This is a genomic window from Vibrio astriarenae, from assembly GCF_010587385.1.
Taxonomy (GTDB): domain Bacteria; phylum Pseudomonadota; class Gammaproteobacteria; order Enterobacterales; family Vibrionaceae; genus Vibrio; species Vibrio astriarenae.
Genome location: NZ_CP047475.1, coordinates 1,476,824 through 1,493,312 on the forward strand (window position 1 = coordinate 1,476,824; position 16,489 = coordinate 1,493,312).

The 16,489-nt window shown below is 45.1% G+C and carries 13 protein-coding genes; 5 read left to right on the forward strand and 8 right to left on the reverse strand.

Translation table 11 applies throughout. The features are described from left to right. Positions 1–18: 18 nt before the first annotated feature. From GT360_RS07025 to GT360_RS07035, 3 genes are all read right to left on the reverse strand, one after another. The gene (locus GT360_RS07025; protein WP_164648186.1) at positions 19–519 is read right to left on the reverse strand and encodes a fasciclin domain-containing protein; all 501 of its coding nucleotides are present in this window, start codon (positions 517–519) and stop codon (positions 19–21) included. Positions 520–696: 177 nt separating this feature from the next. After that, on the reverse strand, positions 697–1,179 hold the full coding sequence (locus tag GT360_RS07030) for a YajQ family cyclic di-GMP-binding protein (protein WP_164648187.1): 483 nt from the start codon (positions 1,177–1,179) through the stop codon (positions 697–699). Between the two features lie 11 nt (positions 1,180–1,190). Further along, complete coding sequence (locus GT360_RS07035) at positions 1,191–2,252, reverse strand: 3-deoxy-7-phosphoheptulonate synthase (RefSeq protein ID WP_164648188.1); 1,062 nt, start codon at positions 2,250–2,252, stop codon at positions 1,191–1,193. A 280-nt stretch (positions 2,253–2,532) separates the two neighbouring features. Between GT360_RS07035 and GT360_RS07040 the strand changes: the two genes are divergently transcribed. Beyond that, a complete protein-coding gene (locus GT360_RS07040; protein ID WP_164648189.1) occupies positions 2,533–3,009 on the forward strand; it encodes a PaaI family thioesterase in 477 nt (158 codons plus the stop codon). Here the strand turns inward: GT360_RS07040 and GT360_RS07045 are convergent. Beyond that, positions 2,981–4,399, reverse strand: a complete 1,419-nt coding sequence (locus GT360_RS07045) for a hypothetical protein (protein WP_164648190.1) — start codon at positions 4,397–4,399, stop codon at positions 2,981–2,983. The genes GT360_RS07040 and GT360_RS07045 overlap by 29 nt on opposite strands. A 266-nt stretch (positions 4,400–4,665) precedes the next feature. On the opposite strand from GT360_RS07045, the gene GT360_RS07050 reads away from it, so the two are divergent. Further along, positions 4,666–5,508 (forward strand): CvfB family protein, encoded by an 843-nt coding sequence (locus GT360_RS07050; RefSeq protein WP_164648191.1) that lies wholly within the window; start codon positions 4,666–4,668, stop codon positions 5,506–5,508. A 263-nt stretch (positions 5,509–5,771) separates the two neighbouring features. On the opposite strand, the gene rsmF is transcribed toward GT360_RS07050, so the two are convergent. The 4 genes from rsmF to GT360_RS07070 all read right to left on the reverse strand — a co-directional run bounded on the left by rsmF (position 5,772) and on the right by GT360_RS07070 (position 13,038). Continuing rightward, complete coding sequence (rsmF, locus tag GT360_RS07055) at positions 5,772–7,193, reverse strand: 16S rRNA (cytosine(1407)-C(5))-methyltransferase RsmF (RefSeq protein ID WP_164648192.1); 1,422 nt, start codon at positions 7,191–7,193, stop codon at positions 5,772–5,774. Between the two features lie 107 nt (positions 7,194–7,300). Further along, on the reverse strand, positions 7,301–9,943 hold the full coding sequence (locus tag GT360_RS07060; protein ID WP_164648193.1) for a PqiB family protein: 2,643 nt from the start codon (positions 9,941–9,943) through the stop codon (positions 7,301–7,303). A 5-nt stretch (positions 9,944–9,948) separates the two neighbouring features. Next, positions 9,949–11,217 (reverse strand): paraquat-inducible protein A, encoded by a 1,269-nt coding sequence (locus GT360_RS07065; protein ID WP_164648194.1) that lies wholly within the window; start codon positions 11,215–11,217, stop codon positions 9,949–9,951. Between the two features lie 33 nt (positions 11,218–11,250). Continuing rightward, positions 11,251–13,038, reverse strand: coding sequence for an ABC transporter ATP-binding protein (locus tag GT360_RS07070; protein WP_164648195.1), 1,788 nt, complete (start codon positions 13,036–13,038; stop codon positions 11,251–11,253). A gap of 107 nt (positions 13,039–13,145) precedes the next feature. On the opposite strand from GT360_RS07070, the gene GT360_RS07075 reads away from it, so the two are divergent. From GT360_RS07075 to prc, 3 genes are all read left to right on the forward strand, one after another. After that, positions 13,146–13,619, forward strand: coding sequence for a GAF domain-containing protein (locus GT360_RS07075; protein ID WP_164648196.1), 474 nt, complete (start codon positions 13,146–13,148; stop codon positions 13,617–13,619). Positions 13,620–13,717: 98 nt separating this feature from the next. Then, positions 13,718–14,344: an RNA chaperone ProQ gene (gene proQ / locus GT360_RS07080; RefSeq protein WP_164648197.1), complete on the forward strand. Its 627-nt coding sequence runs from the start codon at positions 13,718–13,720 to the stop codon at positions 14,342–14,344. A 17-nt stretch (positions 14,345–14,361) separates the two neighbouring features. Next, entirely contained in the window at positions 14,362–16,356 is a 1,995-nt protein-coding gene (gene prc, locus GT360_RS07085; RefSeq protein WP_164648198.1) for a carboxy terminal-processing peptidase, read from the forward strand. The last annotated feature ends 133 nt before the right edge of the window (positions 16,357–16,489 follow it).

The following is a 16,489-nucleotide window of genomic DNA, read 5'->3' on the forward strand; positions in this document are numbered from 1 at the left end:
ACCTCTCCCTATTTTTAGTTATTGTGGCAAAATAACACGGTCGATGACATGGATAACACCATTACTCGCCATCACATCTGCTGCGACTACGTTCGCGTCATTGATCATCACATCTTCACCCATGACTTTAATCATGACGTCTTGACCTTGTACTGTGGTTGCACTAGATAACTGCACGACATCTGCTGCCATCGCTTTCCCCGGGAGTACATGGTAGGTGAGTACAGCGATAAGTTTGTCTTTGTTTTCCGGCATTAGCAGCATCTCAACGGTACCGTCTGGTAGTGCTGCAAACGCTTCATCTGTGGGGGCTAGTACTGTGAACGGACCTTCGCCTTTCAAAGTGTCGACTAAATCTGCAGCCTGCACAGCGGCGACGAGTGTAGTGAATGAACCATTTTCGACAGCAGTGTCCACGATGTCCATTTTCTTCATGCCGTGCTCATGCGCTGCGATTGAAGCAGAGAACAGGAAAGCAGAAAGAATAAAAAAGGTTCGGTTTACAATGTGACTGATCATATCTTTTCCTTTGACAGTAGGGAGGTGACTCCATGAGTTGCCTCTGTACTTACGCTAGGGGGAAAACCTGGATCAGTTCTGGAAGAGTTCTGGGACAGTTCTGGTTCAGCTGCTTTTGATAAACACAAAAAAAAGCAGCGCATAACTGCGCTGCTTATAGATACTCACTTCGTGTGATTAGTCACGGAAGTTATTAAACTGGAATGGTTGGCCTAGCTCACCTTCGCGCACCAGCTGCATTGTTGCTTGCAGGTCATCGCGTTTTTTGCCAGTGACGCGCACTTTGTCACCTTGAATAGACACTTGCACCTTAACTTTAGAGTCTTTCACAAGCTTGACGATTTTCTTAGCGATAGGTGTTTCAATACCTTGCTTGAATACACAAGTTTGGCTCCACATCTTGCCTGATGCACTAGCGTCTTGTGCTTCCATCGCATTTACGTCAACGCCGCGCTTGGTCAGGTTTGCACGCAACATGTCACGCATTTGCTTTAACTGAAACTCACCCTCAGCAGACAACTTAGCGGTTTCTTCAACCATTTCGAAGCTTGCCTCCACATTACGGAAGTCAAAGCGTGTAGAGAGCTCTCGGTTTGCGTTATCAATTGCGTTACGCAGTTCAACAGTATCGATTTCAGAAACAATATCAAAAGAAGGCATATCTCGGTTCCTTATTTGTGGTTACGGCGTGCTTTAACAGCCGCTGACAGCATATCAAGCATTTGGTTTGTGTGATCCCAGCTTAGGCACGGGTCAGTGATCGACTTACCGTATTCAAGGTTATGGATGTCATCCATAGACTGATTACCTTCTTCGATGAAGCTCTCTGCCATGATACCCGCAACTTGATGGCTACCACTCGCCATCTGCTCACAGATGTCTTTTGCAACGTCTAGTTGTTTGCGGTGTTGTTTCTCACAGTTTGCGTGGCTAAAGTCTACAACAAGGCGCTCTGGGAGGTCGAACTCTTTCAGTTTCGCACACGCTGCGGCAACTGATGCAGAATCGAAGTTAGGGCCAGTATCCCCACCACGAAGAATGACATGACCGTATGGGTTGCCAGAAGTACGGTAGACCGTCATACGACCATTTTTGTCTGGAGAGTAGAAGTAGTGTGAAGCTTTAGAAGCACGAATAGCATCAATTGAGATCTTCACGTTGCCGTTGGTACCATTTTTGAAACCCACAGGGCATGAAAGTGCAGACGCCATCTCGCGGTGGATCTGAGATTCCGTGGTACGTGCGCCGATTGCGCCCCAAGAGATCAGGTCTGCGATGTACTGACCTGTGATCATGTCAAGGAACTCTGTTGCTGTTGCAAGGCCAAGCTTGTTGATGTCCAGCAGCAGTTTACGTGCTTTGTGAAGACCCGCTTCAAGCGCGTAGGAGCCGTCTAGGTTTGGATCAGTAATCAAACCTTTCCAACCCACAACCGTTCTCGGCTTTTCGAAGTAGGTGCGCATGACGATGAAAAGCTCGTCTTTGTACTGTTCCTGAATCGACGCTAGACGGTTTGCATAGTCAATTGCAGCTTCGGTGTCATGCACTGAGCAAGGACCGACGATACAAAGAAGGCGGTCGTCCTCACCAGTAAGGATTTTCTCGATTTGGCGGCGTGATAGTTCAATGCGTGCAGCAACATCATCTGTAAGAGGGTGAGCTTGACTCAGTTCCGCAGGTGCTGGCATAGGGCCAAGCGGTTGAGTACGCAATTCATCTGTTTTTAATGGCATATAATCGCCTAATTATGTTTTTGGAAAACAGCAAAGATAGCGAAAAATGGCCTTACATGAAACCGTTTAACTAGAACAAATTAAGATTTACCGTCAAAAGTAGCAGCGATAACGGTTTTATCGCATTTTAATCTGGAATTGCGGGATTGAATGACACCGTTAAACAGTGGGTTAGAGAAAATCACAAGTCACAAAACAACCATCTCATGTTGAAATATTGTTAACAATGAATTTAACTGGTCTAACCACGATAGTATCACTCTCTGTGTTGGGGCAAAGTATGTTTTCACCTCTGTTTAAAGCGAACCTATATCTATCACTCTTTGGTTGGAGCAAAGTGCCGCTCATTTGGCTTTGTCGCCCAAAAATATTAACGCTCAATGAGCACAAAGTAGAGATTAGGATTCCTCTTAAGCGTCGTACCAAAAATCATCTCAATAGCATGTACTTTGGGGCGTTGGCCGTTGGGGCTGACATCGCAGGTGGTTTTATGGCGATGAGCAAAGCAGAAAATCGAGGAGAAAAAATAAGCTTAGCGTTTAAAGCCGTTCAGGGGGAGTTTCTGAAAAGGCCAGAGGCAGACGTGGTTTTCGTTTGTGAAGATGGTGAATTGATCGATGCGATGCTTGATAAAACCACCTCGACTGGAGAGCGCGTTAACGAGGCGGTGACCATCAATGCAATCTGCCCATCACTTCACGGTGATGAAGTGATGGCAAAGTTTGTTCTTACACTTTCTGTGAAGAAGCGGGGGTGACCTCATCTGTCCCGAGAAACTTTGGTTTCATCTCAGCAACAGGGATAGCTTCGACATCAACGACTTTGCTTCGGTTCATAACCAACTTCCAACGGTAGTAAGTCGCTTCACCTTTTTCATTCACTTCTCTAGCGATTAGGTTCAAGAGGTGACGTTTTTCTACCGAGTCTTTCACCACTTGACCATTATTTAAGCGATAGATTTTATTTGAGCCCTTATCCATTAACCGAGTAAGAAAACGCATGTTGAGATATAAGTTCTCTCGAGTTTGCTCATAACCGCTCAAAAAACGCGATGTTGCCATCTCTACCTCATAACGGTAGTGCAGGATTTGTTCCTCTCGCTGAGCAACACGTTTCTTTCGAATTGTCTTGATACGGTCAGGTAGTTTGCTCAAAGACGTAAACTCTAACCACTCGAGTTTTTGACCCACCGCCTTTTTGGTCGTTGGGTCGAAATAACGACGTCGCCATTTAGCACGCCCTTTTCTGACCCAGCGCCACATGATGTCCCTGAGATCATCTTTAAAGATCTCACGCAGGGCATAAACAAACGACATGGCGATAATGAATGAGGCGGTAATCTCCCCCCAATAATCCCGCGCCATGATCGCTGTCACCGTCACAAACACCATCACGAAGCCGGTGGCAATACCTTTGACCATCCTTTGTAAGTTCGCTCCGAGGGACGTAGATTCCTCTTTTAGCACGATTGGGTGCTCAATGAGCCTGCGCAACAAGCGCATTTTGTTACTCATCCGTGTCGCAGATTTACGAACGTTCTCAGAGTTGTAGTTATTGAGTTTACGATGAGCTATCTCTTTCTCCGCAATAGTGAGCAGGCGCTCCTTTACGGTTTTATAGTCACCTTCACGAGGTAGGTGGGCGACTAATGACAAAAACTGCTGTTCAGTATACCAAGATAAGTAGTTGTCAATATTTGCATAGTAGCGTTTCATGCCTTCATCAAAAGGAACGGAACGTCTCAATCGTTTAAGTATGTCGAGAGCAAGGTCTATGACATCATCGACACTATCTTCATCAATCGCCTGTTCTTTCTCTGCTTTTGCATTTAAGTCTGCGACAGATTTATCTAAAGCGACGACATACTGATAGCCATATAAACTCAAACTGACTCGATACTGAGCGGAAGACACAATGCCACGTTTTGCGAGGCGACTGTGCACGAGGGGTAGGTGGGTTTTGTCACTAAAATAGGTGCGCTTTTGATGTAGCGAACTGAAGTAAATTTCACTTTCTTTGATCACCTCTGGTCCTAATCCGAGTTCACCTGGGACAAACAGATAAAAATCGAGTTCCGTTTTCTTACTCGCAGCCATCACTTGAGATAGCTTTAGAGTAATTGCATCCTGTTTATCAACGGTAATCAAATAACACCTCGAATTGAAAATAAATTGTTTTTTAGGCTAAAACCACGCTCTAGTTTGGGTATAATCATCGGCAATACGTTCTATGAAGCGAAGATAGTGTCAATGAACGACGCGTTTTAGGCTAAATTACGATAACCAAGCAGAGAGTTTGCATGAAACTCTTAAAGTATACATAAACTTATCGTGATAGCTGTGTAAATTTATCAACTTCGTAGACAACACTTATTCCATTAATCGCTTACAGTGTAAGCGCAAAAGAGAGCACTATGATTCAAATTGGACGCACACACTCACTTGAAGTAACGAAAATAACTGACTTCGGTGTATTCTTAGACGCTGGTGAATACGGTAGCGCTTTATTGCCAAACCGCTTCTGTCCAGAAGACGTTGCTGTGGGTGATAGAGTCGACGCGTTCATCTATTTTGATTCGGATAACGAAATTGTTGCCACAACAGAAAAACCTATCGCAGAAGTTGGCGAGTGGGGCCTGATGAAGATAGAGGGCGTCAATTCGACCGGTGCTTTCGCTAGCTGGGGTATCAAAAGCAAAGACTTGTTGATTCCATTCAGTGAGCAACGTACGCGCTTTCGTGAAGGACAGAGTGTATTGGTTTATGTCTACACCGATAAAGCGTCAGGTCGAATCGTTGGTACAACTAAGTTCAACAAACTTTTGAACAAAACGCCAGCTAGCTATAAACGCAACGAACAAGTTGACCTCATCATTGCTGAGCGCAGTGATCTTGGGTTTAAAGCGATTGTGAATGGTCAACATTGGGGAATGTTGTTCCCATCTGATGTTATTGGTAAGATTTTTGTTGGTAAGAAACTGAAAGGTTTCATCAAGAACATCCGTGAAGACGGCAAGATTGACCTTGCTCTGCAGAAGGTCGGGGTAGCCAAGATGGATGACCTTTCAGAAAAAATCATTGCACAACTAGAGAAACGAGAAGGCTTTTTACCGTTAAGCGATAAGTCATCGCCAGATGCGATCTTTGATGTATTCCGCACCAGTAAAGGTACGTTTAAGAAGAGTATTGGTGGCTTGTACAAACAAGGCCTTATCCGAATCGAAAAGGATGGCATTTATCTAGTCAAAGAAGACTAATCTATATTTTCAAAGTCAGGCGCTCAATGAGCGCCTTTTTTATACAAAAAAAAGCCCGAATCTGATCCTGATTGGGGCTTAGGGGAATGGGCTCTTTTAGAGCCTGCGCTAAGGTTAGAACGCTTACGAGTTACTATTTAGACTAGTCTAGACCGAAGAAACTTCCAGTAGATAGCAAGAAAGTCCAACTTATCTCCTGCTTGGTGAACGATAAATCAATCACTTATTCGGCAGACAACGTTCTGTTTTGTGATCAGAAGCGCCTAAAACAGTTTTTTGTCTCGAACTAACTCACGGGGTAAACCATTTTTGATGCGGTTTCCTACCCATTTGCCGAGGCCTATGATCATTCCATTATACGTGACGAGTGTTTCTCCACTTTGACCGGATAAGTCAGGGCGAACGTCTCGGCCCATAAACCATTCACGGGCTTCATCGATGGTCAGCGCAACGATAGGGCGCTGATCACCGGAAAGCGCCATCGCCGCTTGATGGGTCCAGCGGTAACCTTTTTTATGCGCCTCAGCAATTTTGATCCCCATGCGGGAAAATTTGAACTCTGATAGTAGAGGCTTGAGGGTTTGTGGGAACAACCAGATATCATTGTCACGCTGCCAAAGTTGGCTATCATCAGGCAGCTCAAGCCCCAGCGATTTTTGAAGTAGAGCTTCAATTTCATTGGCTTGCTTTGGAGCAATCTCCGCAAACGGGAACTTGCCTAAGCGTTTTTTTACTTTTGGTGGCTCTACGCTGGCGAGCTTCTTAAACTTGGCAATAAAGAAGCCTTCACTATCGAATGTTTGTGGAAAAACATGAAGATAGCCTTCTTTAGTCAGTGCTTTTTCTGACTGCGGGAAGAGCTCGCCGAGAGAAATGCAAGTGACGGCGTCACCAAAAGTGTCGAGCAGGTGCTGGCAAACTTGTTGATTCTCCTCATGACTCAATGTACAGGTTGAATAAACCATTTCACCCCCGGTTTTCAGGCTGTGGAATGCACTTTCGATGAGCTGCTTTTGAGTGTGAGAGATTGAGTGTATTGAATCGATGCTCCAGTTTTTTAGCGCATCTTCGTCTTTGCGTACTGTTCCTTCACCACCACAAGGTGCGTCGATAAGGACGGCATCGAATGTCTCGGGAAGCCAACCTCCAAAAACTTGACCATCATAGTTGCTCAAAGCGGCATTTCTAACACCACAACGTTCGATATTGGCATGGAGCACTTTAACTCTGCTGGATGAGTACTCATTTGCAACCAGCAAGCCTTTGTTACCCATCAATGCCGCGATCTGAGTTGTTTTGGAACCAGGCGCAGCAGCCATATCCAGCACCCGCACAAATTCGTTGTCTGCATTATGATAGAGTGCAACGGGCGGTAACATTGAGCTTGCTTCTTGGATGTAAAACCAACCTGCCATGTGTTCAGCAGTATTGCCTAACGGCACGCTTGATTCGTCGGCGTCAATCCAAAAGCCTTCCTCGCACCATGGCACAGGCTCGAGTTTCCAATCTTTGTCATTGGCTATCTGTTTGAACCGGTCGATGCTCACCTTCAATGTATTAACACGAATGCTCTTTCTTAAAGGGCGCTGACATGCTGCTATGAAATCTTCAAGACTCTCGCCATCAGGAAGAATAGCGGCAATATGTTCAATGAACGATTGAGGTAGGTAAACGTTGGAATGCACGAAGTGTTCTCTGGTGAAGCAAAAAGGGGAGTATAGCAAAAGCGAGCACAAAAAGTGGCAATAAAAAGCCCTCGAAGAGAGGGCTTAAGGAGATTGAGGTGAAGATATTAAGGTTTAGGTATTGGCGTTCGCCATCCTGTCCATTCTTCTTTAGCTTGCGCATTGAGGAAGAAGGTATAACCCGATTTTGCTGGTGGTTTGAGTTGCGCCTCTTGTGGCGTCGCGAATGCAATACCCCCTTTGATAATGCTATCTAAGGTGCCCGCTTTCACCTTCGCTCCGGTTAAGCCTATAGACACATCTAGACCAGAAGCGTTCCAGAAGACACTATTTGCTCTTACCAAGTAACGGTATTCAGGCTCAATAGTAATGGTCGTGATCACACGATCAGCAAACTCTCCCAGCGATACGCCAATGACGCTACCCACTTGCATTTCGCGGTAGGTGACAGGCGTCCCCACTTGCACAGAGCTGCGCGTTTCACTCTGCAGAGTTAAGGTGTAGTCATAGCGTTCAATGACGTTGTTTTGCAGTGTGAAGCTGGTGGCTTTGGGGCCTTCCCCTGGAATCACAGTGATCTGTGGATTCAGTGCACTCTTTAAATTGCGGATGCCTGATAAGCTGACTTCGACCGGTGCGATATAGAACTGACTAGCACTACGAGCCACGTCACTAGCAAATTGAGGATAAATTCGAGCACCAAACTCAAAAGAGTCGTTTTGGAAATTTGGTGTGATATCCGTTACTTCACCCACGGTAACCGAACCAAATTTGATTTTGGTTCCCACATTCAGCTCGTGAGTGTGGCTGCCTTGCAGGGTGATATACTGACCATAGGCTTTTGCGGTGTCTAAACTGTCGTAAAGCTTCCAGTTCTTGCCAACTTTGTTTGTCACGCCTTGAATACGATCAAAGGCAATGCCGCCATTGACGAGCGTTTTTAAAGGAGAGGCCGTTACCTTAATGCCGGATAGGCTAGCGTCGATTTCGACACCAGACCGATTCCAGAACACGGTATCTGATTCAATCAAGTATCGATATTGATTTTCGATACTGACCGTCACACTCACACCCTCTTTATTAAGGCTATAGTCAACAACACTGCCGACTTGTAGGTTTCGATACAAAAGAGGAGCCCCTATGGAGATAGGGGGTAGCTCATCGGCAAACAGCGTTAGCTTCTGTGACCCAGACTGATTAAACTTAGCTAACTCAGAATGAGACTGGCTTTTAAAGAGTGAGTATTGCGTGCTTGGCTTGTCACTACCTTCGCTTAAAAAGCTGATGCTGCCTTCAAGAAGTTGCTTAGCAGGTGGAACATGAACATTTAGCCCTTGTTCATCAAATTGAACGCTGGCAGTGCCGGCGACATAGAAGCGGTTACTCGAGCGAATCAAGTTGGAGTACTCGCCCTCAATCAACACATCAAAAACAACCGAATCTTTGATCAAGTTGATATCAGTGATGTTACCCACTTTGATGCCACGATACTTAATTGGAGTACCAACTTCGAGGCCATAAGCATCATCAGAAACAAGCTTGAGAGGCAGTGAGTTTGGTAATTGTCGGTCAAAGTCATCCTGACGGACTGCAACAAATTCACGAGCACGTTCACCATCTTCCGGCTCAATCGTTAAGAAGTTGCCTTTTACAAGGTTACCCAAGTTCTCAACGCCTGAGAGCGAGACTTTTGCTTCTTGTAAGATAAATTGTGTGTTGTCTGTCAGCATGTCAACAAACACCGGCTCTATGGCAGCATGGGCAACGATTTTTTCACGGTTCTCACTTAGGCTGACACGCGTAACCTGACCAACTTTGATACCTCGATAGAAAATAGACGTGCCATTTGAGGAAATGTTGTGGTTGTCGGGGAGGGTGATTTGAATAGCGATACCACGTCCGGCTGTTTTTACGTCCTTGTAGAGCTGAAATTCGGTATCATCTGCAACCGGTAATCCACCATCAGGTGAATCAACGGCAATTGCACCACTGATGAGAGCACTCACGCTTTCTAAGCGCATATCGACGCCATCTAGGCCAATGCTGGCACCAATTCCTGAGACATTCCAAAAACGGCTTTCATCAGTGATGATATGGGCGTAATCATCATTAATGTTTGCCTTAATGATGACATGCTTTGATGTTTCATCAAGACGGTAGTTGTACACTTCACCAATCGGGATTTTTCTATAGACAATTTGTGAACCGATGGAGATACCACCGAGATCACGTGCTTTCAAAACGATATTTAAACCTTCACTCACACCCTGATCAGCGGGAGCGAAATCAAGCGCAGTAAATTGGGTCGCAGGCTTAGCATTAACGTCGCCAGGCTGTATTGCTATGTAGTTACCCGAGACCAGCGCATCAAGTCCGGACACTCCAGTAAGGCTTGCTTGTGGTTTAACGAGCCAAAACCGCGCGCCTTCTGTTAAGAGCTTATTCGCTTGAGGGTAGATATCGGCATCGACATAGATTTGCTCTAGGTCTTCCGTCAAGTTGATATCGCGCACCATACCTATCTCTAGCCCTTGATAGCGAATGGCTGTTCTGCCAGGCACCAGTCCTTGCGCATCAGAAAAGTAAATTTGCACCCGTTGACCTGCATCGTGCACCGCTTTAAAAACCAGCCACCCAGCAAGAACCATGGTAAGTATCGGCAGCATCCATAAAGGGGATATACCACGATTCTTTTTCACATTCGGTTTGAATGTGGTGGTTGACTCTGAATTGTTTTTTCCTTCGCTCATCTAAATCACTGACTTATTGTTTGTTCGCTCGTTCGAGACGAATCTGTGTTTTTATTTGGATAGTTTTCCCAAATTAATCTTGGGTCAAGACTGTCGGCGGCTAACATGGTCAACACCACGACAACTCCGAAAGCAACGGCACCATAGCCGGGTGTAAAATCGAGTATTTGTCCACGGTCTATGAGTGTCATCATAATGGAAATGACGAAGAGATCCATCATGGACCACTTTCCTATCCATTTGACAAAAAAGTATATTTTCATTCTGTGACGATGATAGACAGCCCGTTGGAACTGAATCGCAAGTAGCAGGTAACCCAGACCAAGAATTTTAGCCGCAGGTACGACAATACTGGCAACAAAAATAATCAGCGCGATGAGTGGCATGTCGTTATTGACTAGTGAAGCAACACCAGAAAAGATGGTGTCTTCTAAACGCTGTCCGTTGGTGACGAGAATGGAAATGGGAATCAAGTTTGCCGGGAAGATAGCCACGGTAGCCGCAATCAGGTATGCCCAAGTCTTTTGAATGGAGTTCGGTATTCGAGAGTGAATCACAGCCTGACATCTGACACAGTGTTGCTGGTGATTATGCGGCTGAGAAAGGTGGCAATTGTGACAGTGTAACCCTAGTTGTTTGAACTGATAGGTAGACTCTGCCTTCCAGGCTCCCCAGTAGCGGCGGACACTCATTCTGCTGAGCAGTAGAACGGTAAATATCTGCAAAGCGACTAATCCAAACAGTCCAGGCTTTACATAAATATCAGAATAGTCTTGTAGCTTGAAGCACGAGATGGCGACGCTGACCAAAAACACATCGATCATTACCCAGTGCTTTAGATAATGCATTGTTGTTAAGGCATAACGCAGCGCTCGGTAGGCTCGAAAATGTAAACCAAGGTGAGCGATGATGACCGATGAACAAACCAAAAAGGGAGCGATAGAGCTACAGAAGAAAACCAACATAGAGAGCAGAACGAAGCCGTCTTGATATAGGGAAAAGACGCCCGCAGGGAGTGTCGCAGGAATCATGACACCAAAAAGACGGATGCTGAGAAAGTCAAAAAAGTGAGAGGGGACAAATAAAAGGAGGCAAGTAACGGCAATAGCAAGGTTACCATTCAAAGATGGGCTACCCCCACGGTATAGTTGTGTATTGCAGCGCGGGCAGTAGGCGCTCGTTCCATCTTCGATTGCGCGCACTTCAACAGGCAGGTCACACCCTTGGCATAGCCTTGTTTTGTTATTTTGTTTTACCTGATTGACCTGTTCCATCTGACCTTCGACTTTGATTACACTGGCGTGTTATTATCCGTTTCCATACAGGGTTTGATATAACCCCTCTTGCTCGACCAGCTCTGCATGTTTTCCCGTTTGGGTAATTTTTCCATCTTCCAGCACGTATATCTGATCTGCTTGCTTTACTGCGCTTAATCTATGGGCAATGATCAGTGTCGTCCGACCATCGAGAAATACCCTTAACGCTTGATGCAATGCCGCCTCTGTTGATGTGTCTAGTGCTGAGGTCGCTTCATCGAGGATAACGAACTTAGGATCGCACAGCACCATCCTAGCAATCGCTAGGCGCTGTCTTTGCCCGCCAGAGAGGCGAATGCCATTCCTGCCTATCGGCGTATCCAAGCCTTCCGTGAGTTGATTCGTTACGTCCGACAACTGCGCCACTTCTAATGCATGCCAGAGTGTATCATCTGTATAGTGACTTCCAAGTGACAGATTATGTCTTAAAGTGTCATTAAAAAGAATAGGTTGTTGTAAAACAACGGCGACTTGTTCTCTAATTGCTTCAAAACCTATCGTTTGTGCCGGATGGCCATTGAATAAGATTTGTCCTCGCTCTGGGTGATAAATACCTAGCAGAAGTTGAACGAGTGTCGATTTACCCCCGCCGCTAGTACCGACAAGCGCGACCCTTTTACCCGCAGGAATGGTCAACGACAGCTTTTCAAATACTCTGTTTTCGTCGTTGTAAGCAAAATCGACGTCTCGAACCTCAACATGCAGCGAGTGGGTTTCTAATAATGGGTTGATACCGGTCGAGTGTGAGTGTTGGTCTTCTTCTAATTCTAAAAGCGTGTTTATTCGAGATAGGGCAGCTTTCGCGCTATACCAGGAGAACTGAATACTGAGTAACTCCTGTACGGGGGTAAGCATGAACCAAAGATAGCCGAACACGGCAAAAATTTGACCGATAGTGAGGTCACTGAATAGGACCATCAGCATCGCAACTGCTCTAAACAGCTCGAAGCCAATCAAAAACATTAAGAAAGAGAGGCGACCCGCAGCCTCAGACTTCCAGGCATAGCGGTCTGCATCAACCCTTATATCGTCTGCTTGTTGCTTTAATTGCTGCAAAAAGACCTTCTCTTTATTAGACGCTCTTAGTTGATAGATGCCCTCTAGGGTTTCAACTAAGCGATTTTGAAAGTGCTCAAATGATTGGTTTTCTTTTTTCTTGAGGTGTTTCACTCTGCTACCGAGTGTTCGGGAGAACAAAATTACGATGGGATTGACCAAGATAATAAATAGACCCAGACGCCAATCGAGATAGAGTAAAACCCCGGCTGTGCCGATAACCGTGAGTAAACTAATGAGAAACTTGCTTAGCGTGTTGCCGATAAAATTATCAATCGTTTCTATATCTGTCACGAGGTGTGAACTTATCCCGCCGCTGCCTCGTGTTTCGTACTGGCGGATACTAATGCGCGTGACTTTATCGAGCATCAGGCAACGCATTTGGTATGTGATGGTTTTAGACACTAACGTAAATTGACGGCTTTGGAGGATATTTAAGCCTTGTGAAACGCTACGTAGCAACACGACGATAAAAAAGGTTACAAAAATATAGCCGGTTGCGTTTTGCCAACTTTGAGGGAGCACAGTGTTCAAGTACTCGAGTCCCCTACCGGGTTGATTAAGTAGGACTTCATCGACCATCAAAGGCATGAGTAAAGGGATAGGGACACTGAGCAAAGTAGCAATCACAGCGATAATGTTCGCCACAATCAACGGCTTCTTATGATTTTTCGCTTGTGTTATCAACCAAGACTGGCTAATAGTAGTCGGGTCTGTTTGCATGATGTCGTCGAAAAGTCCTTTTGAAATAGTACGTCACACGTTGTAAATCGATGATGATATAAAGAAAATTTGCCCAGGTGTTTTTCGGGGCTACCAAGGAAGTATAAATGAATTTTGAACAATACCAGCGTCTTACCAAGCAAGCAGTGGCTCTATTGGAATCAGAAAAAGACCTAATTGCGAATCTATCGAACCTTTCTGCACTGCTCAATCTTGAGTTAGAAGACCTTAATTGGGTTGGTTTCTATTTAATGAAAGAAGGTGAATTGGTCCTAGGTCCTTTCCAAGGCAAGCCTGCATGTGTTCGTATTCCAGTTGGAAGAGGTGTATGTGGTACTGCAGTGGCACAAAATACCGTTCAGCGCATATACGATGTTCATGAATTTGAAGGACATATAGCGTGTGATGCAGCGAGCAATTCAGAGATCGTGATCCCATTTTCTATTAATGGTGAAGTTGTGGGTGTGTTAGATATAGATAGTCCTTCAATTGGTCGTTTTAGTGAAGTTGATGAGCAAGGACTGGTTTTTTTGATGAAAGAAGTCGAACAGTTGCTTAATTCACATACTATTGACGGATAAATTCGCGAAAGGCAGTGGTTTTTCGCTTTTAGGTCTCTATAATAGCCATCAATATTTATGTAATGCTCGCGGACAGGCCGCAACAACCAGGAATTTTCATGGAAAACACTGAAAAGCTAAAAAACAGCAAAGAAGTTATCGCGTATATTGCTGAATGTTTCCCAAAGTGCTTTACTTTAGAAGGTGAAGCAAAGCCATTAAAAATTGGTATCTTTCAAGATCTTGCTGAGCGTCTAGCAGAAGACGAGAAAGTAAGTAAGACACAACTGCGTGCTGCTCTACGTCAGTACACGTCATCTTGGCGTTACCTACATGGTGTTAAACCTGGTGCTGTTCGCGTTGACCTTGATGGCAACGAATGTGGTGTTCTTGAAGAAGAGCACGTTGAACACGCTAAAACAACACTGGCAGAGAGCAAAGCTCGCGTGAATGCACGTCGTAAAGAGCAAGCTCAAAAGGCTAAACAGGAAGCGAAGGCTAACAAACCGAAAGCGAACAAGCCTAAACCACGTCGTAACCCGGCGAAAGCTGCTGCTAAGCCTCAACAACCTGTTGAGACGCGTCCACTAAACGCTGACGAGATGATCATCGGTAAAGAAGTGAACGTAAACATGGGCAAAGGCAACATGGGTGCGACCATTGTTGAAATCAATAAGGAAGATGTGCGAGTTCAACTGGCAAACGGCCTACAAATGGTCGTGAAAGCGGAGCACTTGCGCGCTTAAAGGAGATCCTCCTAAGCATGAAATGCCGTTCTAAATTGACACTAATTACTGCTAGCCTTTGGCTAGCAGTTTCTCCCGCGTTAGCTCTTGAAGCTAAGATTTCTAAGGACGATCTTCCGTCCCTCACCCCAGAAGTGCAACACGCAACGGCAAGTAAACGTATAACTAAACGCTTTACACGTTCGCACTACAAACATTTCACTCTCGATGATGAGTTCTCCCAAGCGATCTTTGACCGCTATTTGGGGATGCTAGATTACAATCGCAATATCTTCACTCAAAAAGACATTGATGGCTTTTATAAAGCGGCCAATGAACTTGATCAACAGTTGAAGTCGGGCAGCAGTCAAGTGGCGTTCGATGTTTATAATTTATCGATGACCAAGCGATACGAGCGCCTAAATTACGCTCTGACACTTCTTGATGAAGAGATAAAGTTCAACACAGAAGAAACCATCGAAGTTGATCGCTCTGAAGCGACTTGGCCAAAAGATGATGCCGAGCTAGATGAACTGTGGCGTAAACGTGTCAAGTACGATGCACTGAATTTAAAGCTCACAGGCAAAGAGTGGCCTGAAATCAGTGAAATGCTTGGCAAGCGTTATAACAATGCGATTAAGCGTTTGTCTCAGACAAAAAGTGAGGACGTTTTTCAACTTTACATGAACGCCTTTGCGCGTGAAGTTGATCCGCACACGAGCTACCTTTCTCCGCGCAGTGCTGAGCAATTCCAATCAGAGATGAATCTTTCATTGGAAGGCATTGGTGCTGTACTTCAAATGACCGATGACTACACCGTCATCCGTTCGCTTGTTGCTGGTGGGCCTGCATCATCAAGTAAACAGCTAGGTGAAGGTGACCGTATCATCGGCGTTGGTCAGGATGGAGAAGATCTCGTTGACGTGATTGGTTGGCGCCTTGATGATGTCGTCCAATTAATTAAGGGTCCGAAAGGAACAAAAGTGAACCTGCAGATATTACCTGAAGGTAAAGATGCAAAAAGTCACGTTGTCACAATTGTCAGGGATAAGATTCGTTTAGAAGACCGCGCGGTAAAATCAGAAGTTATCGAGAAAGACGGCAAGAAAATTGGTGTACTCAATGTGCCAAGTTTTTATGTCGGGTTAGCGGAAGATACTGACAAACTCATTGCCGAACTCAACAAGCAAGATATCGACGGCATTATTGTTGATTTGCGTAACAATGGCGGTGGTGCATTAACTGAAGCGACAGCTCTAACTGGATTGTTCATCGAAAGTGGTCCAGTCGTTCAGGTTCGAGACGGTTATAACCGCGTGAATGTGAATGCGGATACTGATGGCAAAATCAGTTACACGGGTCCAATGACTGTGCTTGTGAACCGTTACAGTGCCTCGGCTTCGGAAATTTTCGCGGCAGCGTTGCAAGATTATGGTCGTGCTATCGTTGTTGGTGAAAACTCATTTGGCAAAGGCACAGTACAACAACACCGTTCACTCAATCATATCTACGATATTTTTGACAAAGAATTAGGCTATGTTCAATACACAATTCAAAAGTTCTATCGTATCAACGGTGGTAGCACGCAGAACAAAGGGGTAGTCCCTGATATCGCGTATCCAACGCCAATTGATGCAAGCGAAACGGGTGAAAGTGTCGAGGACAATGCACTTCCTTGGGATCAAATCCAACCTGCTAAGTACGCGGTTCTTAAAGACAAAAAAGCGCAAATCGCTAGTCTGACTTTAAAGCATAACGAACGTATCAAGTCGGATATGGAATTCAGCTTTATCCAAGAAGACATCGCGCGATATAAAGCGGAGAAGGATGACAACTCGCTCTCCTTGAACGAAGCCACACGTCAGGCTGAATCAGATAAGAACGAACAACGTCGTCTTGATCGAATCAATCAGCGCCAAGTCAAACAAGGCGCAGAGCCATTCAAGTCTTTGGACGATGTACCTAAAGACTATGAAGCACCAGACGCTTACTTAGATGAGACTGTTGCAATAATGGTGGATATGATTGGCTAGAGTTTTTCTTAGTTGATCGCAATTTTTACCAATAAAGCGAGATCGAATGTGATCTCGCTTTTTTATTGTCTGAAATTTAATAATTTTTACGTGATGCAGATCTAATTTTTAGCATTGTCTCGTATCTACTTCT